Raw genomic sequence first — 19,436 nt, 5'->3', positions numbered from 1 at the left:
GTACATTTTACATCAGCCATTTCGTGGCTTGGAGATATGGGTATTTTTGAAATCTTTATGTTAGCTTATTTGCCCATTGGCACGCTTGCCTTGAATAAGTGGCGGAAACGAATTTATTTATCAAACGGCAAGCAACGAGGCTTATATCTATTGGTTTCAATTGCTATGGGCGCATTACCATTTATTTATGTTAGTAGTATTCAAATAGAGCGGTCAGCTTTAGGTGTTGTACTTGTAGGTATTGGTTTTTTCTGGTTTGCAATTGTAAGCTCTCGAAGCACAGCCACATAACAAGCTAATAAATAAGGATAAAAATAGTTAGCTGTTTTCGTCCCTTAGCATTTTAGCCAACAATTTTTGCCCCTTTTTAGGGCGTTGAGGCTGTAGAATTTCTATTTTTATTGAAAAATAGAATTTTTTAGTGTTCCAAATGCACTACCTAGTGCATTAAAAACGCTTAGGATTGATTTGAGGAGCTCATTTTTTTAATTGAATTTGACTGTTAGAGTAATTCTACAGCCTCGCTATATGAATCTAGGGTTAGCTATGCATTCTAAAGAAGTACTTGAGTTATTCGTTGCCAAAGCAGACAAACTTATTGCCAGCTCATTTTCGAGGCAAATGCAAAAGGAGCATAAAGTCACAATTGGATCAGCAGTAATAAATTACGTAGGTACCAACTGACGAAGAACTTGATGCATTTCTTTTGACGCATAGATTGTTCTTTCAAAGAAACGAACACTTCCGTGTCAATAATTTACATTCTCATTTCAAAGAACTTAAAGCGGATGGTAATAAGTTAGAAGCCTTAATAGAGATGCAGGCTTGGATTAAAAAGTATTGGGACTCTGATTCTGAGGGATCCCCACGAATTTAATAGCATGCTTGTAGGTCGTTGATTAAACTTTGTAACGTCTTTATTCCTGCTAGCCAGTGAGACTTCAACAACCTCAAATACTTATCTCTGTAAGCTCTTAATCCTATAAATTGGCTTGATAAAACATTACGATGTTTGATTGAATTCGCTTGGTATTGTCTATGCTTATCCGCTGCTTTAACTGCCAAACCTAGCAGGTTCAACATAAATTGAGATAGACAGGCAATGAGCAGTAGAACGCTTAATTTATCCTTAATTCTACTGCCACTATCATTCATTTTTAGACCCGTTTTAACATCTCTAAAGCTTTCTTCTATCTGCATTCTAGTCGCATAAATTTTTACGACTCGTTTGGCTGTAGCACTTGAATGACAAAGTGATGTAGCAAGTAACCAAGGCTCTTTTTCACGCTCTGCACTTGACCGAGATTGTTTGCTCCGTCTGGTTCTATCACCCGTTGCAGTTCTATCTTTTCTTCCTTTATCTGTACGTTTGAAGATCACTAAGCGTGAACAGAAAGACGCCTGCTCACCTAAAAAATATACCCCAAGATTCTTAGCTCTTGCACTTGCTTGTATGTATAGCCTTTTGACTGGATACCAATGATGAACAATCGTTTTTCTACAATGTGTTCTGTTTCTGAATCGCCCCACATAATCCCAATCAAGTGACAGTATTTGTTTAAACCATGGTATTCGAAATCCAGCATCAGTCACGATGATAGGCTTGCAGTCATTAGGTAGCATCGCCTTAAGTTTGGTCAAAAAGGATAGATGAGTTTTAGGCTTCTCTTTTTTGTTTAGCGGATGTATTTCTTCATAAAGTGTCAATGAGCGCCCTTGAGCCGCCAAAGATGCTCGAATGAGAAAATGCTGCTTACGGTCATCAAGATCTGACCAATCGATATGAATAATGGGTTGCTTCATTTTCCCGACGAGCAAGCAGGTCATACGGGTATAAATGAACTCAATATCACGATGAAGATAAGGATTACTACAAAGCCTATCAACCCGCTTAATCTTATGTTTTTCCTTGGCTTTACTTTCAATATCACGGCCAAGCCCTGTGATTGATAATGCTCCACCATTCATTGAGCTTTCAATTGCAGAGAACAGACTTTGTCGGCGAGTTTTGTGCATTAACGGGGTGACAAGTGAGAGGCATTTTGATAAAACTTGTTTTGCATTCATGGCATTTACTCGTGGTAATTTTTGTTTGGCGATAAATTTGATCACCAAATGCCATGAATGTTCCTCATTTTTTAACCTATCTCATTATTTTTATTCATTCTTTTGTGGGGATTCGTCAGACTCTGATTCATCACTTATTTACGATGGTGAAAGGATGACCAACTGGGATATTTACCAAGGTTTTCTTTATGGCGACCTTGCTCATACAAATAACACGGAACATCGTGAGAAATTTATGGCTTGGACTAAGAGTATAATTTCTAAAGAATCATCATATTTTGACTTCCGAGACATTCTAGGAAAAACGCTTATGGTTATTGCACAAATTAAATATCTAACAGAAGATGTCCTTTCGAAGTAAATTCAGAAATTAGTGGATTTAGTGGGGTCATAGTGGATTTAGTGGGGTCAGTAATTTAGTGGGGGCAGGGTCTGACGAATCCCCACAAAAGAATGAATAAAAATAATGAGATAGGTTAAAAAATGAGGAACATTCATGGCATTTGGTGATCAAATTTATCGCCAAACAAAAATTACCACGAGTAAATGCCATGAATGCAAAACAAGTTTTATCAAAATGCCTCTCACTTGTCACCCCGTTAATGCACAAAACTCGCCGACAAAGTCTGTTCTCTGCAATTGAAAGCTCAATGAATGGTGGAGCATTATCAATCACAGGGCTTGGCCGTGATATTGAAAGTAAAGCCAAGGAAAAACATAAGATTAAGCGGGTTGATAGGCTTTGTAGTAATCCTTATCTTCATCGTGATATTGAGTTCATTTATACCCGTATGACCTGCTTGCTCGTCGGGAAAATGAAGCAACCCATTATTCATATCGATTGGTCAGATCTTGATGACCGTAAGCAGCATTTTCTCATTCGAGCATCTTTGGCGGCTCAAGGGCGCTCATTGACACTTTATGAAGAAATACATCCGCTAAACAAAAAAGAGAAGCCTAAAACTCATCTATCCTTTTTGACCAAACTTAAGGCGATGCTACCTAATGACTGCAAGCCTATCATCGTGACTGATGCTGGATTTCGAATACCATGGTTTAAACAAATACTGTCACTTGATTGGGATTATGTGGGGCGATTCAGAAACAGAACACATTGTAGAAAAACGATTGTTCATCATTGGTATCCAGTCAAAAGGCTATACATACAAGCAAGTGCAAGAGCTAAGAATCTTGGGGTATATTTTAGGTGAGCAGGCGTCTTTCTGTTCACGCTTAGTGATCTTCAAACGTACAGATAAAGGAAGAAAAGATAGAACTGCAACGGGTGATAGAACCAGACGGAGCAAACAATCTCGGTCAAGTGCAGAGCGTGAAAAAGAGCCTTGGTTACTTGCTACATCACTTTGTCATTCAAGTGCTACAGCCAAACGAGTCGTAAAAATTTATGCGACTAGAATGCAGATAGAAGAAAGCTTTAGAGATGTTAAAACGGGTCTAAAAATGAATGATAGTGGCAGTAGAATTAAGGATAAATTAAGCGTTCTACTGCTCATTGCCTGTCTATCTCAATTTATGTTGAACCTGCTAGGTTTGGCAGTTAAAGCAGCGGATAAGCATAGACAATACCAAGCGAATTCAATCAAACATCGTAATGTTTTATCAAGCCAATTTATAGGATTAAGAGCTTACAGAGATAAGTATTTGAGGTTGTTGAAGTCTCACTGGCTAGCAGGAATAAAGACGTTACAAAGTTTAATCAAGGACCCACAAGCATGCTATTAAATTCGTGGGGATCCCTCAGGGTCAGGGTAAACGTTTATAAAAACACTTAATTACTTGTCCCTAAAGCTAATTTAGCTCCAGAAATGCGTTAAATCGAAGATACCCATAAGGCGGATGTAATCGCGGCTATGACCTTCGAAAACATGGATGTTTTCGTAGAGCGCCCAGGGATGGGTTTACCGCGTGTCATAGAAGTGATTTCATTGAGTATCGATACCTAACACCTTAGTTTCTTTGAGTTAAATGTTATAAAACATCCCTATCCAGAAATGCGTTAAATCTTTGAATAACAAACAAGGTTGAATCGAAGATACCCATACGGCGGATGTAATCGCGGTTATGACCTTCGAAAACATGGATGTTTTCGTAGAGCGCCCAGGGATGGGTTTACCGCGTGTCATAGAAGTGATTTCATCGAGTATCGTTGCCTACTGGTAAAATAAAACTACACAGTAAATTCTGCTCAAAAATTCAAAGCAAAACACCTGGGTCCGGCTCAAAAGCATTACCGGGACGACGTGTGAGTTGGGGCGACGTGAATGTAGCTACCAAGCTTTGTAAAAAATACCTTAGATCGTTCAATTACAAACAAGGTTAAATCGAAGATACCCATACGGCGGATGTAATCACGGCTATGACCTTCGAAAACAGGGATGTTTTCGTAGAGCGCCCAGGGATGGGTTTACCGCGTGTCATAGAAGTGATTTCATTGAGTACCAATCTCACACCCTAGTTTTGTTTGAGTTAGATAGCATTCAAAATAGTGCCCTACTTTCGTTGACTACTCATGTTCTGGTGTGAGCGAAACGCCACGACGTTAGTGGCTGCAGGCCATAAGAGCTCCTTAAAAATGGCGAGCATGGGTTGATTAACACATCAACACATACATTCAAACAAGACATTCAAAACCTAATTATTTACCTGATGTCATCTTTTTCAACGTGCGGTCGTGCTTACCAAAATGGTGATAAAGGGCAGCAAGCACGTGACTACAATATCAATAACCAAAGCACCCATGCTCCCAACAGATCTTTATGAATAAAATCCATTGGCTTTTCGAACTCTTTAAACGTCAATCCAAGCCCATTGTTAACTAATAAATCGAATAAATAAGTACTTTCAAATTTTGGGATATCAAATAAGAAAAAATAGTTTATATCCCCGCCGGTTCCCATATAGCCTGTGATGGGCATAATAATCATTACCGCATAAAGCGCATAATGTCCCACATGAGCAGCCAGATGAGCTAGGGCTGAGCCTGGCTCGTTATTGGGTACTGGGTTTGTTAAACGCCACAATATACGTAGAAACACAACAACAGCAATCGTGGCACCAATAGATAAATGAATTTGCAGTGCACTAAAACTTTCTGGCGTTTTAGGCTCAGTAAACCAATGTGAATAATAAAAACTCCCATAAGCGCCTAAAAACAGTGCAGCTGTGGCTACATGTAACCATTTTGCAATTGTGCCGTAATTATCAGCAGTGTTTTTAATACTCATAAATCCTCAATTTACTGTGATAACAAGTCACTCGGGTCTGTTGATCTTTCAAGATTGTTTTTGCAGCGAAATTGTTGGTCTTTTATACAAGGCAGAGACTTTGAGGTGTAGTTATTCTACATAAAAAGTCGATAACGCAGTAAAAATGGCCAACAAACGCTGCCTGAAAGGTTCGGCTAAAAACGCTTTACTCTTTGTTGAATGGATTTTGCTTATATGACTAGGCATCAATTCATTCGCCTCGATTAAAACGTTTTTAACTCGAACAAAATTCAAACAGCAAAGATCAACAGACCTTAGCTAGAGTTATTAGCTTGTTAATGAGCAGTGCTGATTAGCATATCTGTTTGATTGCTAATATTTGTCGCGGTTAACTAAAAGATAATCCACCAAAACCATTGCTTTAGCATTGATTAATAGAACGATTAATGACTTAACCTAATGTGATGGTTATTTAATATCGCGCACGAGCAATGTGTAGTTTTTGGTCATAACTAGATCTGTGGCATTTTCGGAAGCCATATCATAATCAGCTGGTACGCCCGATTTAGGGTCACTTCTTTGTGCTCCCGCGCCATGCCAGTCAAAATATTCAGTCGCTGAAGATGTTTTTTTACTGAACGCCTTACTAAATGAAATATAGGTGGCGGTATATTTAAAATCGCCTTGAGTCGTACTACTCCACACCCAACTAGGATCGTTAATGGTATTGTCACCCGATAGGGTAAAAAACTGGGTATCAATTGCTGGCCATGAGCCCACTTCCCCACCGTATTTAACGATGCTTTGTAGCTCTTTAATGTTAGGCATACGCCAATCGGTATATCCCGCTAACGCTGCACTTTCAGCATACGCTAAACTGTCTTGCCAGTTTCTACGAACGCTATCGTCAGCACTTTGCCACATCAACCCAGTTGCGTTGTCGGTGACCGTGCCATCTGGGTTTTTCACAAAATCATTTACGCCATAGACATTTTCTTCACCACGCACACACCGAACAAAGTTGCCGGGGGCATGAATATTTTGCTTATCGGTACCAAACTCGTAACCTGTCTCATAGGCTTTTATATGGCCATCAGCAAAGTTAAAGCCAAATGCCGCATCAACATTTTGGGTATTATGAACAGGCTCAAGGGTGTATTTTGTGCTTGACCAATATTGACCGATATAAGCCATTCTTTTGTCATATTGAAAATCAAAATAGTCGGTATCAATATAAGGCGTGTTGGCACTTTCAACTCGAGGGTTAACAATCTCACCTCTAAAATCGGCTAAAGAATAGAGTTCTTTTATCGAAGGAAGTCGCCAATCATCATAGTTTGCAACGTTTAGAGTTTTACAATAGCCGATAGCTTCACCGTGAGAATAATGCTTATAATCGGGCGTTTTTTGCCACATCATCCCGGTATTATTATCTGTCACCGTTTTATCGCCATTATCAGTATATGATGCTGCAATTCCCTTATACTGGGCATCTTGCCCATACAATGCATGCCCTTCCAACGGACAAGTCATAACTGTACCGTCATTATCAAAACAAGCATCTTGCTGAGTATCAATAACAACAAAGTTAACCTTTGGCGCTGCAGCGCCAACACCATTAACCTTACTCAGTGGCTCGGGCTGTGTATTTGCGCCGCTACACCCAAGAATAGCCATGATAGTTAAAGACAAAACAGAAAGTACTACTTTGTTTTTTGTGTTCATTTTTGACATCTTCTATCCCTTTTTTACAAACTGGTGAGAGGCAAAAGCCTAAAGCTGTGAATATCTATACTGTACGCTTGTTCAACGATCAGACAAATCAAGTTCGCTATTAGGTACGGCTAGCAGCAAGCTCAACATCTATTGGAATTAAGAATACACTATATAAGGTTAAGAAGCGGTTAAGGTAAGACTCAAACCATTTTGAATACTTTTTTAGATGCTCCTCGTAAACCGCTAGTTGTGAAAACGCCCTTTATTCAGTTATTTCGGTTTTAGAGAGTGTAAATCACAGTGATTGCTTGCAATGGCTCTGACCTAATCTGAATTTGAAATAGGTGACCATATTCATTTCAACTCATGTCCATCATGATGATAATTAATCGTGAATTTCACTCACGTTGCAGGTGAAATAAACCCGTTTTTGTTCATGTTCCAAACCACGTATAAATATCCCAAGGCTTACCAGAAACGCTTATTTAACCACGATATTAAGCTGCTGGTGATGACTAAAATACGACAATCCAGGCGCTGATATCGACTGATTTAACCATCAGAACTATACCGCTACAGGGTTTGGAATTAGACAAATGGGAACCAGAACATCATGAATAAACATTTTACTTTTACAATTAATAGCATTTGTCTTGATGAAAACTATCATCCCTCTGACAAAACCCGCATCACCACCAACTTTGCCAATTTAGCTAGAGGAAACTATCGTCAAGCCAACTTACGCAACGCATTAAAGATGATTGACAATAGTTTTAATGCCTTAGCACATTGGGATAACCCTAATGGCGATCGGTATACTGTCGAACTTGAAATCGTTTCGGTCAACATGGATATCGAAGGCAGTGGCCAAGCCTTTCCTTCGATTGAGATTTTGAAAACCAATATTGTTGATAGCAAGACCAATAAACGTATAGAAGGCATTGTCGGCAATAATTTTTCATCCTATTTGCGTGATTATGACTTTAGCGTTTTACTGCCAGAATATAACAAAAACAAGCCGACATTTACGGTACCAGCTGACTTTGGCGAGCTACACGGCAAACTGTTTAAATGCTTTATTAACTCAGACAGCTACAAACAGCACTTTACAAAGCCGCCGGTTATTTGTCTCAGTGTGTCCGACAACAAAACCTATTACCGCACAGAGAATCAACACCCTGTACTAGGGGTTGAATACCAGCCAAATGAATCGTCATTAACAGAGCAATATTTCCAAAAAATGGGCTTACAGGTACGTTACTTTATGCCGCCCAACAGCGTGGCGCCACTGGCTTTTTATTTTGTTGGAGATTTACTCAATGATTACACCCACCTTGAGCTGATCAGCACGATCAGCACAATGGGCACTTTTCAAAAAATCTACCGCCCTGAAATTTATAATGCCAATGCCGTGGCCGGTAAATGCTATCAACCCAATTTGAATAACCTGAATCACTCGCTCACAAAAATTGTCTATGACCGTGCAGAGCGCAGCCAACTCGCCCATGAACAAGGTAAATTTGCTGCTGAGCACTTTATCAAACCATACCAAACAGTGCTTGAGAAATGGTCTGCTAGTTATGCGTAATCGCTAGGCTTGAAAAACCACTCTGTTTAATCGCTACTTTACATGTTTAACCCAATTTATGGCATTCATACTATGAACACATTGCTTAATAAGACACTGTTACCCACATCGACTGCGGGCAGTTTACCTAAACCCTTATGGCTAGCCGAGCCTGAAACGCTCTGGTCACCCTGGAAATTACAGGGGGATGAATTAATTGCAGGCAAGCAAGATGCGCTGCGCTTATCACTGCATAATCAACGGCAAGCAGGGATTGATATCGTTAGCGATGGCGAGCAAACGCGGCAGCATTTTGTCACCACCTTTATTGAGCACCTCAACGGCGTTGATTTTAATAAACGTAAAACCGTTAAAATTCGTGACCGTTATGAGGCCAGTGTTCCCACCGTTGTTGGCACCGGTCAGTCGGCAAAAGTCAGTGTTTGTTGAAGACGCCAAGTTTTTACGCCAACAAACTACGAAGCCGATAAAATGGGCACTTCCTGGCCTCATGACCATGATAGATACACTGTTTGATGATCATTACAAAAGCCGCGAAAAGCTCGCCTGGGAATTTGCCAAAATACTCAACCAAGAAGCCAAAGAATTAGAAGCGGCGGGAGTCGATATTATTCAATTTGACGAGCCAGCATTTAATGTGTTTTTTGATGAGGTTAATGATTGGGGTATTGCCTGCCTAGAAAGAGCCATTGAAGGGCTTACCTGCGAAACCGCAGTGCATATCTGTTATGGATATGGCATTAAAGCCAATACCGACTGGAAAAAAACCTTAGGCTCAGAGTGGCGTCAATACGAACAAGCCTTTCCTAAACTGCAACAGTCGAACATTGATATCATCTCACTCGAATGCCACAACTCTCATGTGCCATTGGAACTGCTTGAATTGATACGCGGTAAAAAAGTCATGGTTGGCGCCATTGATGTAGCAAGCAACACCATAGAAACACCTCAGGAAGTGGCCGATACCCTACTAAAAGCCCTGCAATTTGTTGATGCCGACAAGCTCTACCCTTGCACCAACTGCGGCATGGCGCCCTTATCGCATCAGGTAGCAAATGCAAAACTCAATGCCTTACATGCCGGTGCCGAAATTGTGAGACAACAACTTTTGGCCAAGATCCGTTAAGGTTTCGGTAACACAATAACCGCAAATACAGTAAGCAATAACATCATAAACGAGGTTATTACCTGGCCAATAACCAAAAATAAAAACCTATCTGTTATCCGCCGTTGGCTTTTTCAATAGTTTGCGCTGCAAAGTACGGCGGTGCATGCCGAGTTGGCGAGCGGTTTCTGATACATTGCCATTATTATTGGCGAGCACTTGTTGAATGTGCTCCCACTCAAGACGTTTGGGGTTGAGAGGCTGTTCAGTGATGGCTTCAAATTCATCGGAATCTACACGCAAAGTGGTGCTGGGTGAATGAAGCGCATTGAGCAAGGTTTGGGTGTCCACAGGTTTAGCAAGGTAGTTATCTGCGCCTAAACGTATCGCCTCTACCGCGGTGGCGATACTGGCAAAGCCGGTAAGCAATACCATATACACATGGGGCAATTGCAGCTTTAACGGTTTAATTAACGACAAACCATTACTTTGTGCCAGCTTCATGTCGAGAATAATATGCGTAGGAGCAAATTGTCGAGCTATAAGTAGACTGTCGCTGGCATTGTCACAGGTTTTACATTCAAAACCATGTCGTGCTAAACGCCGAGATAAAATCGCGGCTAACGCGGTATCATCTTCAATTATGAGTAATTTATTCATCTACGTCTCATGTGCCCTTTCGATAACCGTCAAACCTCAGAGTGATCAATGTTAGCCTCTAATGGTAATGTCACGATGGCTTCTGTACCACCTTGGGAATGCGCTTTAAGGTATAACTTACCGCCTAAACGCTCAAAGCTTGTGTGACTTAATAATACCGCAATCCCCAAGCCTTTAGGACTGCTAACCATATTACTGCCTAATGTGGATAATAAATGTGTCGCAATACCCACGCCATAGTCGCGAATAATAATGCTGATCTCTTGAGGCATTATCTGAGTAAATGGCGAAACAGATGACGAACGAGATGGCGATTGCGATATGCTGATATCAATGTCGACTTTGGCACCTTGTTGATTGTCTTCACTAGCCTGGGCGCCATTTTGAATGAGCGCCAATAACGCCGGCAGTAAACTCATGTCGGTATGCAAAATAGCGGTTTCTGCTTCGGGAGGAATATGCAGACGTAATTGTGTTTCGGGCATTAATAAGCTGACCTGCTCCGACAACAGCGCCATCAGCTTAGCAACCGATTGTTGCAACAGTTTTTGCTCGCGAATAGACTCAGTCGCTAAGCGTAAGTCGCTTAAGGTCACTTCACAACGATTGAGTGCTTGCTGCATATCAGCCAGTAATTCAGTTTGCTCGGGATTATGGGCAGTGTCTGATATTTCATCCACTAATAAGCGTAACGTTGCCAATGGCGTGGCGAGTTGGTGCGCCATTTGCGCTGATGCGGTACCTAAGGCAAGGATCTTTTCTTGCCTTAATTGCGCTTCACGTAAATAACGTAACTCAACATTTTTTTGCCGAATACGTTTAGCGATAAAGCCCACGGTAATGGTTAACACTAACGCTGAAATAACAAAATTGAACCACATGCCTAAATAATGCGAGCCCATGTCCATGCTCATATTCATGCTGTGACTCATATTGGGATTGGCAGGCATGTCCATTGCCATTTGGCTCATATCATGGCTCGCATGCATATCAGCTGCAGTGTTTGCAGTATCATCACTGCTATGCTCTGGAATATTGATAATCATCAAACTATAAACTGCAGTCGACAATGCCGTTAACGACCAGGGCGCCCACCGAGGTAAAGTAATGGCTGAAATGGCTATCGGCAATAGTAATAATGAAACAAACGCATTGGTCGCCCCACCGGTGAAATACAACCAGGTGGCCTCAAAATAAGGTGTCGAGCAATAAGGTTAAAAACAACAAGCCTTGGTTATTAATGCTCAGGCGATGAAAACGATAACTAAAGCCCACATAACAGGCTTCAATAATCAATACGTAACTCAAGGTAATGGGCGGTGTTGTTAACCCAAATAAGTCGGTAGCAAATAAAATAAGGCCAATTTTCAAGCCCCAATTAACCAACCGTAATAGCGCGAGTTGCTGCTGATTTGCACTAAAAGGCAGATTCAGATTTGCCATATTATTTAGCCTCAGTGTTAAACCGTACTTAATAAAATACTGGTTTCGCTGTTTAGCACCCCTTCAATTGAGCGCACTTCACGTAATACTTTATCAAATTCTTCTAAGCTGGTGGCACGAATATCTGCAACTAAATCCCAGGCTCCATTAGTCGTGTGCAATTTTTCTAACTGCGGGATCCCCCGAAGTTTATTAATCACTTGGGTTGTTGAGCGTCCAACCACCTCTATGAGCATTATCGCCCGCACCACATTTGACTCTATTTGTTCGTGAGCACGAATAGTAAAACCTAAAATAGCCCCGCTACTGACAAGACGATCTAAGCGATTTTGTATGATCCCGCGGGACACATCCAGCAGCTGCGCCAATTTAGAAATGGATGCTCTGCCGTCTTTTCGCAAAATTGAAATCAATTGCCTATCGAGATCGTCGTACAAATAGGGATGAGCAGAAGAATACATGTGTACCACCTTAAACCGTCAATCAAACTTAGCAAAATGCCTAACGAAACCTAGCATAATGACAAATAATAGTACATTTATTACAAAAAATTGCCATTTTGTTTAACCCTACCAATGACTATCATCTTATTAAATGAATCACCCTGAGTTACAGTCAATAGGAATGAGCAATATGCACACAGTCAATAACACCAACTTAAACAATGTCGGCTTTGTTAGCGTTAGCGATATGCTTTCGCTATTACAACACATTGGCACTGAGGCCTTTTTACTGGGCCTAGTAGAATATCTGGAGCAAGATTATTTGCGCTGGGAACTGTTTGATAAATCACCCCGTTTTGCCAGCCATTCAACCGATGGTGTGATTGAATTAATGCCGACCAGTGACCAACAACAATTTAGCTTTAAATATGTTAATGGCCACCCTAAAAACACCCGCATTGGTTTACAAACGGTCACCGCCTTTGGTGTACTAGCTGATGTACAGAGTGGTTATCCATTAATGCTGTCTGAAATGACCATACTCACCGCGCTTCGCACCGCTGCGACCTCGGCCATGATGGCCAAATATCTGGCGCCAAAAGAGGCGAAAACCATGGCGATGATTGGCTGTGGTGCACAGTCTGAATTTCAAATTTTGGCCTTTAAAGTAATACTCGGCATTAACCAGGTGCGTATTTACGATATCGACCGCACTGCAATGCTAAAGTGCCAGCAAAATTTAGCCAACCAAGGGCTCGACATTATCTTATGTGACAGTGCACATGAGGTTGTAAAAGGCGCTGAGATCATTACTACCTGTACTGCAGATAAACGTAATGCCACTATTTTAACCAGTGACATGGTGCAAGATGGCGTGCATATTAATGCGATTGGCGGCGACTGCCCTGGTAAAACAGAACTTGAAGCAGCACTGCTTTTACGCGCTGACGTATTTGTTGAATATGAGCCACAAACCCGTATCGAGGGTGACATTCAGCAACTTGACTCATCATTTGTGGTGACCGAAATGTATAAGGTTATCCGTGGCGATCGTAAAGGCCGTAGCTTTGCTGCGCAATTAACCATTTTTGATGGGGTGGGTTTTGCGATTGAAGATTTTTCTGCTCTACGTTATGTACATGATTTAATTAAACAACAATCGAGCCACCAGCAACTTGAACTACTCACAAACCAAGCTAATCCACGTGATTTATTTGGCTTATTAACGCCAGCAACACAAGCGACTCGCTTAGTAGTAGGTGCATAATGGCCATTAATCCACAAGCTCCATCAGCCGTTGTGATGATCCGCCCTCATCACTTCAGTCCAAACCCTGAAACCCTGCCAGACAATAGCTACCAAAGCAGAGATGTCAGCCAAGACCAGGCTTTGCTTGCAACACAGGCTTATGAACAAGTGAGCCAGGCGCAACAACAGTTACAAGCTGCGGGCATTAACGTGCATGTGTTTGAAGACACAGGCACCGACACCCCGGATTCAGTATTTCCAAACAATTGGTTTTCGACTCACTTAGGCGGCCATGTGGCCATTTACCCTATGTATGCCAAAAACCGTCGTAAAGAGCGTCGCAGCGACATTATTGATATGCTTAAAGCTCAGTACCGAGTGCAAGATGTGATTGACTATTCAGGCCTTGAATACGACAACATATATCTTGAAGGCACTGGAGCCATGGTGCTCGACCACATTGAGCGAGTCGCTTATGCAGTCAGATCAAAACGTACAGATTCATTGGTGTTAGAGCGTTTCTGCACTCAATTTAATTTTGAACCTATGGTGTTTGACGCTGAAGATGAAGCCGGTGTGCCTGTGTACCATACCAACGTATTAATGTGTATTGGCAGCGATTTTGTCATGGCTGGGTTCGATATGATTAAGGACACTCAACGTCGTCAGCAAATTATTCAACGATTTGAAGACAGTGGCCGATTGATTATTAACTTAACCGAAGATCAAATTCGTCATTTTTGTGGTAATGCATTAGAGTTACAGTCGAAACAAGGTCGTTTTTTAGCATTATCGCAACGTGCTTTTGAAGCATTGACACATGAGCAGATTGCGTTATTAAATCAAAGTGTGACTCTGTTACCATTAAATGTATCGGCCATCGAAATGGCCGGAGGTTCTGTTAGGTGTATGTTAGCAGGGATCCATTTATCGAAAAGATGACCCTATTGCCCCAAACAAAGCCTGATAAAGATCTCTTAAAACAATAAAAAGATTTAAAAAGGAATTTTCTCAATGATTAATGAAATTGTCTCGTTCGCCAACAACGTGTTATGGGGCGAATACCAAGTACTGATTTATATATTAGTATTGGCTGGAGTGTGGTTTTCATTGAGGTTACGCTTTATTCAACTGCGCCACTTTGCTTACATGTTCAAAGTCATGAAAGGCAGTACCCAGGGCGATAAATCAGGGATCAGCTCTTACCAGGCTTTGTGTACCGGGTTGTCAGCCCGTGTAGGTACGGGTAACTTAGCAGGCGTCGCCATGGCGATATCCCTTGGCGGCAGTGGCGCCGTGTTTTGGATGTGGGTGATTGCGCTGCTTGGTATGGCCACCGGGTTTGCCGAGAGTATTTTAGGTCAGCTGTATAAAGTCAGAGACGATCATAAAGAATATCGCGGAGGACCCGCCTACTACATTCGCGCGGGGTTAAATAAACCCTGGCTAGCCGTGTTGTTTGCCCTGTGCTTATTTTTAGGTTACGGCATTAGTTTTAGTGCCATGCAAGCTAACACCATCACCGATGCTCTTAATCATACCTTTGACATTTCTAGCGTATATTCTGGTGCCGTTATCACATTTATTGCCGGTATTATTGTGATGGGTGGCCTGCGCAGTATCGCCCGCTTTGCTGAATTAATTGTGCCGTTTATGAGCCTCGCCTTTATTTTGGCAGCCGTGGCGGTGACCTTAATCAATATTCAGCAAGTGCCTGCAGTATTAATGGATATCTTTAACTCGGCCTTTGGCTTAACCGAAGCTGGCGCTGGCGCATTAGGCGCGGCAATCAAAAATGGTATTCAACGGGGTCTTTATTCTAACGAAGCCGGTGCCGGTAGCGTACCGCATGCGGCGGCAGGTGCAACGCCTGTGCCTAACCATCCGGTTGCGCAGGGTTACGTGCAAATGCTTGGGGTGTTTATTGACACTATGGTGTTGTGTAGCTGTACCGCCATTGTGATTTTACTGGCGCAAGGTAATATTGGCAGCGAAATGGAAGGCATTCGTATCACGCAAAATGCCATGACTCACCATATGGGCATGAGCGGCGATATGTTTGTCGCCATTATTATTACCCTGTTCTCTTTTACTTCTGTGGTAGCCAATTACGCCTATGCTGAGAGTAACTTACACCTGTTTAAACTAGATAACATTTATGGCCGTACGGTGTATACTTTGCTGTATTTAAGCATGGTGTATTGGGGCGCCAATGCCAGCTTAAAAGAAGTGTGGAACATGGCCGACATGGCTTTGGGCTTAATGACGGTGGTGAATATCAGTGCCTTAATGCTATTAACCCCCACCATTGTTAATTTAACCCGCGACTATCAAGTTAAGCTTAAAGCCACTAACAAACCTGAATTCAAACTGGCCGATGTGAAAATTCAAGGTAAAACCGAAGACGGTGTGTGGTCGTAAGCTAATAAGGCTGAGTTATCACCGCGTTTTTTTAACGTGAGTGAATAAAAAAAACCGTAATGGTTATGCCATTACGGTTTTTTTGTGGTTAAACACAATAAAGCTCAATTAACACTGCTCGGATAACCACTCTTAATCTAGCTTGATGCGTAACAAGTGAAATGGTTTAGCAGCCCCTTCTTCACCTGCGTTAAGCGCAGGATTTAAATGCAGTGAGTTTTGAGTCACGTACAAATATCCACCTTGAATAGAGAAACCATCAGCCCAAGACAATAATGTGTCATCTTGTGCAAATACCTTGTAACCATCTTGACCAATAATACCAATGGCATTACGTTCAACATCGCCCACATAAATGTTGTTGTTTTTATCAATGATCATGCCATCACTTGGGCGTTTTTCACTATAAAACTCAATCATGTTGGCAAGTTCTTTATCGGTTAATTTGTCATTGGCTAACGCCGCTGCGGCAATACGATAAACAGCACTGCCATTCACGGTACCAAAATAGACCCATTGTTGTTGAGCATCGATTGTGATTGGGTTTAAATTAAGATAAAGCGCATCAACACTGCCATCTTCACGTTTTGCTGCTAACAGTGAATCGTCAATAATGACATCATGCTTTGGTGATATTAATGCCTTATTTGACTGTAAAACGCGGCGTGCTTTGCCGCTTGCTAAATCAACTACAACAAAGGCTGGTGCAGGTTCACCGTATAAATTACCTAAACTGGTATCGGCAATATAAATTTGCTGGCGTTGAGTGTCGATAACGAAATCTTGTAAAAATGAGTTCGCGACCATGGCATTTTTACTGATTTCGATACGCTTAAAAAGTTTGTTGTTAACCGTATCCCAGGCAACAATTTGCGCCGCAGCATCCGCACTGCCCATATCAAGGATCCACACAACACCGTCTGCAGTGCTATCAATACCAATCACAGATGATAAACCCACCTCACCTTTTGCTGGCCATCAGCCCAATCCACAGTAGGAAACGGCACTGTTGAGCCATCTTTTAATAATTCAACAACACGAAACTCAGGTAGCCATCAAGCGGTTGCATTGAAAGAAATGTACGTCCCTGTTCGGTTACGGTCACATTGCCTGGGCGTGTTCCGTCAAATTTTGCTACCACCTCGAGCTCAGCGGCTTGTGCAGTGTTAAATAATAGTGCCGTTGCTACAGCCAATAGTGTTGTCATCTTTTTCATTGTAAACCTCGTGATAATCTGAATTTAATCGTAAAAAATAACCAGCCTTGGCTATTTCATGCCTTTCAAATGACGCTTAGCTGCTTAAACTGCAGCTCGATAATCTGCTCAATGTTGATGGGATGTATCTTAGTTGCCAATTGCGTCGCAATAAACACGTAAATACACGATTTATTATCAAATTAAATTTGATAATAAATCGTGTATTTTGTCTAACATAATTAAATTGATGCATAACAACATGATTAGTAACTGTTTTTATCTAGGGTCTGTTGATCTTTCAAGGTTATTTTTGCAGCGAATTGTTGGTCTTTACTCACATATATAACTGCGCGGCAGAGACTTTGAGGTATAGTTATTCTACATAAAAAGTCGATAACGCAGTAAAAATGGCCAACAAACGCTGCCCGAAGGGTTCGGCTAAAAACGTTTTACTCTTTGTTGAATGACTCTTTGCGAATAAAGAGTTGCTTAGATTGCTAAGGTCTGTTGATTTAATTTGTTGTTAGCAATGTAAATAAGCGGAATGAAGTTTGTTGATAGTAAAGTAAACAAAAGCCTATGATTTTGATTAACTTAATAATGAGGAATTGAATTCGTGATATAGCTTTGGACTAGGATCAAAATGGCTAGATCCTTAATCATCACGTTTAACCAAGCTAATGTGGTATTTATTATTAAAAAATAATTGAATATACTCATTTGTGATTAAAAATTAATATAATAAACTGGCCTTACCTCTATGCGATATCGTAAAATGAAGTCATAACTAAAGAGGGGCTCATGGCTAATATTTCAAAATTTGACCGCGACGATGTACTTGAAAAAGCAAAAAATCTATTTTGGCAAAAAGGTTTTTTGGCTACGTCTACGCGTGAAATTCAAACTACCATGGACATGCGACCTGGTAGTATTTATGCCGCATTCGGTAGCAAAGCAGATTTGTTTCATCAAACGTTAATTCATTATGCTCAAACATCAGCGCATGTACTTAATGAGCAATTAGCCCAACATGATCACGCCTGGGATGGGTTAAAGCAGTATCTTCGCGGCTTAATTGTGCCGTGTAGCGCGCAAGTACCCAGTGAGTTATGTATGGTGATGCGAACGCTTGCAGAGCTTGATGAATCGCATCAAGAAACGCTTGATATCGCAAAAGATTTACTCACCCAAGTTGAAAACCGTTTTGCGAATATTGTTGAACAAGCGCAACAACAGGGTGATTTGTCTGCAGAGTTTGATAAACAAAAAATTGCTAAAAAACTCCAGGTTCACATTATTGGCTTACGTTCGTACTTAAAAGCCACTGGCGATACCGACACGGTAAGCCAACAACTTGAAGAGTTTTTTACTCAATTAGAAGCACAATAAAAAAAGCGCCTGGGGCGCTTTTTTCATCTTGACCGAAGCGGTTATGATTAAGCTAATGCATTTACAAAGCTCACGGTAAACTGGCCAATGTCTTTATACTCAATCGTAACCTCTACAGTCATCGGCACTTTTACCACCCCGCAATAAGAACCAGTAATAATCGCCTGCCCGGCACAGAGTTTAATCCCCTGCTCAGCCAAATAGTTAATCATCCAGTAAATGGGTAATTGCGGCAATTCACACGGATGTTTACCGTTAAATACCTGCTGTTGGTTATTTGCGGTTACCACAACATCAACATGGCTTGCTTGATAAGCAACCGACTTAGGTATTTGCGGGTACAATATACACACCCTGGTTACTTAATCCGTCAGCCAATTTTTGTAAATAGCTTGGTTGACTGTCACGGCTAAAGCGATTTTGAATTAACTCTAATGCCATATGAGTCGCGCTGATTGCGGCATCAATCTCATCATGACTATAGTGGCGATACGGCTCAATATCTTGGCCTAGTATAAAGGCAATTTCTGGCTCTATTAATGCTAAAGCCTGTTCATCTTTTATCGCCGGGATAATGCTACACAGTTGACCCCGTTCAGCGGCTTGTAAAATGGGTGCCACAATAAGTTGATCGTTTGCTTGCGGCACGAGGCATTTCCAACCAGTAACATGGCCATTTAACTCAGCCATTTTTTGTTGAACACGTATCGCTTGCTCAATGCTTTGTATACTAACAGCAAAATCTGAGTTTGGATTGACGTGATTTCGTTGCGCAAATAAGTGTTTAGCGAGTTGAGTTAGGTGTGTGGTTTCGGTCACGATAGTATCATCATAAAATAAAAATCATACATTAACGGGTTTGGTTGGCTTTTTCTAGCGGAAAAAAACCGCTGGCTAATGCCAGCGGTTTATAAACATGTATGTTATTAAA

At 41.3% G+C, this 19,436-nt stretch carries 18 protein-coding genes and 2 pseudogenes; 9 read left to right on the top strand and 11 right to left on the bottom strand.

Annotation, left to right across the window (positions count from 1 at the left end; translation table 11 throughout):
- The first annotated feature begins 36 nt into the window (after positions 1 to 36).
- Positions 37 to 291, top strand: coding sequence for a hypothetical protein (locus N4T56_RS07350; protein ID WP_261732759.1), 255 nt, complete (start codon positions 37 to 39; stop codon positions 289 to 291).
- Positions 292 to 873: 582 nt separating this feature from the next.
- Here N4T56_RS07350 and N4T56_RS07345 read toward each other — a convergent pair.
- The gene (locus N4T56_RS07345; protein WP_261734771.1) at positions 874 to 2,067 is read right to left on the bottom strand and encodes an IS4-like element ISShfr1 family transposase; all 1,194 of its coding nucleotides are present in this window, start codon (positions 2,065 to 2,067) and stop codon (positions 874 to 876) included.
- A gap of 154 nt (positions 2,068 to 2,221) precedes the next feature.
- Between N4T56_RS07345 and N4T56_RS07340 the strand changes: the two genes are divergently transcribed.
- Both N4T56_RS07340 and N4T56_RS07335 read left to right on the top strand, forming a co-directional pair.
- The gene (locus tag N4T56_RS07340; protein ID WP_261732758.1) at positions 2,222 to 2,428 is read left to right on the top strand and encodes a hypothetical protein; all 207 of its coding nucleotides are present in this window, start codon (positions 2,222 to 2,224) and stop codon (positions 2,426 to 2,428) included.
- 190 nt (positions 2,429 to 2,618) lie between these two features.
- A pseudogene (locus N4T56_RS07335) lies at positions 2,619 to 3,810 on the top strand (IS4-like element ISShfr1 family transposase).
- Positions 3,811 to 4,799: 989 nt separating this feature from the next.
- On the opposite strand, the gene N4T56_RS07330 reads toward N4T56_RS07335, so the two are convergent.
- Together N4T56_RS07330 and N4T56_RS07325 are read right to left on the bottom strand one after the other, a co-directional pair.
- Positions 4,800 to 5,312 (bottom strand): cytochrome b, encoded by a 513-nt coding sequence (locus N4T56_RS07330; RefSeq protein ID WP_261732757.1) that lies wholly within the window; start codon positions 5,310 to 5,312, stop codon positions 4,800 to 4,802.
- A gap of 450 nt (positions 5,313 to 5,762) precedes the next feature.
- Positions 5,763 to 7,019: an Lcl C-terminal domain-containing protein gene (locus N4T56_RS07325; protein ID WP_261732756.1), complete on the bottom strand. Its 1,257-nt coding sequence runs from the start codon at positions 7,017 to 7,019 to the stop codon at positions 5,763 to 5,765.
- A gap of 604 nt (positions 7,020 to 7,623) precedes the next feature.
- Between N4T56_RS07325 and N4T56_RS07320 the strand changes: the two genes are divergently transcribed.
- Together N4T56_RS07320 and N4T56_RS07315 are read left to right on the top strand one after the other, a co-directional pair.
- Positions 7,624 to 8,598, top strand: coding sequence for a DUF1852 domain-containing protein (locus N4T56_RS07320; RefSeq protein WP_261732755.1), 975 nt, complete (start codon positions 7,624 to 7,626; stop codon positions 8,596 to 8,598).
- Between the two features lie 72 nt (positions 8,599 to 8,670).
- Positions 8,671 to 9,724, top strand: a pseudogene (locus N4T56_RS07315) (methionine synthase).
- A gap of 87 nt (positions 9,725 to 9,811) precedes the next feature.
- On the opposite strand, the gene N4T56_RS07310 reads toward N4T56_RS07315, so the two are convergent.
- The 4 genes from N4T56_RS07310 to N4T56_RS07300 are packed head-to-tail and all read right to left on the bottom strand — an operon-like array spanning position 9,812 to position 12,267.
- Complete coding sequence (locus tag N4T56_RS07310) at positions 9,812 to 10,363, bottom strand: response regulator transcription factor (RefSeq protein ID WP_261732754.1); 552 nt, start codon at positions 10,361 to 10,363, stop codon at positions 9,812 to 9,814.
- Positions 10,364 to 10,392: 29 nt separating this feature from the next.
- A complete protein-coding gene (locus tag N4T56_RS07305; RefSeq protein WP_315903020.1) occupies positions 10,393 to 11,541 on the bottom strand; it encodes a sensor histidine kinase in 1,149 nt (382 codons plus the stop codon).
- Positions 11,542 to 11,551: 10 nt separating this feature from the next.
- Positions 11,552 to 11,806, bottom strand: coding sequence for a hypothetical protein (locus N4T56_RS22430; RefSeq protein WP_315903019.1), 255 nt, complete (start codon positions 11,804 to 11,806; stop codon positions 11,552 to 11,554).
- A 17-nt stretch (positions 11,807 to 11,823) separates the two neighbouring features.
- Positions 11,824 to 12,267, bottom strand: a complete 444-nt coding sequence (locus N4T56_RS07300; RefSeq protein ID WP_261732753.1) for an Lrp/AsnC family transcriptional regulator — start codon at positions 12,265 to 12,267, stop codon at positions 11,824 to 11,826.
- 172 nt (positions 12,268 to 12,439) lie between these two features.
- Between N4T56_RS07300 and N4T56_RS07295 the strand changes: the two genes are divergently transcribed.
- The 3 genes from N4T56_RS07295 to N4T56_RS07285 all read left to right on the top strand — a co-directional run bounded on the left by N4T56_RS07295 (position 12,440) and on the right by N4T56_RS07285 (position 15,918).
- Positions 12,440 to 13,516, top strand: coding sequence for an ornithine cyclodeaminase (locus N4T56_RS07295; protein WP_188740155.1), 1,077 nt, complete (start codon positions 12,440 to 12,442; stop codon positions 13,514 to 13,516).
- Positions 13,516 to 14,439 carry a citrulline utilization hydrolase CtlX gene (gene ctlX / locus N4T56_RS07290; RefSeq protein ID WP_261732752.1) on the top strand — a complete coding sequence of 308 codons (924 nt, stop codon included), beginning with the start codon at positions 13,516 to 13,518 and terminating at the stop codon, positions 14,437 to 14,439. The genes N4T56_RS07295 and ctlX overlap by 1 nt, the downstream gene beginning before the upstream one ends.
- Positions 14,440 to 14,511: 72 nt before the next feature.
- A complete protein-coding gene (locus N4T56_RS07285; RefSeq protein ID WP_261732751.1) occupies positions 14,512 to 15,918 on the top strand; it encodes an alanine/glycine:cation symporter family protein in 1,407 nt (468 codons plus the stop codon).
- 132 nt (positions 15,919 to 16,050) lie between these two features.
- On the opposite strand, the gene N4T56_RS07280 is transcribed toward N4T56_RS07285, so the two are convergent.
- Together N4T56_RS07280 and N4T56_RS07275 are read right to left on the bottom strand one after the other, a co-directional pair.
- Entirely contained in the window at positions 16,051 to 16,878 is an 828-nt protein-coding gene (locus N4T56_RS07280) for a major royal jelly family protein (RefSeq protein ID WP_261732750.1), read from the bottom strand.
- 61 nt (positions 16,879 to 16,939) lie between these two features.
- Positions 16,940 to 17,134 (bottom strand): hypothetical protein, encoded by a 195-nt coding sequence (locus N4T56_RS07275; RefSeq protein WP_261732749.1) that lies wholly within the window; start codon positions 17,132 to 17,134, stop codon positions 16,940 to 16,942.
- Positions 17,135 to 17,917: 783 nt separating this feature from the next.
- On the opposite strand from N4T56_RS07275, the gene N4T56_RS07265 reads away from it, so the two are divergent.
- Positions 17,918 to 18,505: a TetR/AcrR family transcriptional regulator gene (locus N4T56_RS07265; RefSeq protein WP_261732748.1), complete on the top strand. Its 588-nt coding sequence runs from the start codon at positions 17,918 to 17,920 to the stop codon at positions 18,503 to 18,505.
- A gap of 47 nt (positions 18,506 to 18,552) precedes the next feature.
- Here the strand turns inward: N4T56_RS07265 and N4T56_RS07260 are convergent, their stop codons facing one another.
- Positions 18,553 to 18,849 (bottom strand): hypothetical protein, encoded by a 297-nt coding sequence (locus tag N4T56_RS07260; RefSeq protein WP_261732747.1) that lies wholly within the window; start codon positions 18,847 to 18,849, stop codon positions 18,553 to 18,555.
- Positions 18,830 to 19,324, bottom strand: a complete 495-nt coding sequence (locus N4T56_RS07255) for a hypothetical protein (protein ID WP_261732746.1) — start codon at positions 19,322 to 19,324, stop codon at positions 18,830 to 18,832. Before N4T56_RS07255 ends, N4T56_RS07260 begins: the two co-directional genes overlap by 20 nt.
- Positions 19,325 to 19,436: the final 112 nt, after the last annotated feature.

Origin of the sequence: Shewanella phaeophyticola, from assembly GCF_025398315.1 — a bacterium.
Classification (GTDB): domain Bacteria; phylum Pseudomonadota; class Gammaproteobacteria; order Enterobacterales; family Shewanellaceae; genus Shewanella; species Shewanella phaeophyticola.
Note: the sequence above shows the minus strand (reverse complement) of the source record. Positions and strands in the feature narration are given on the sequence as shown.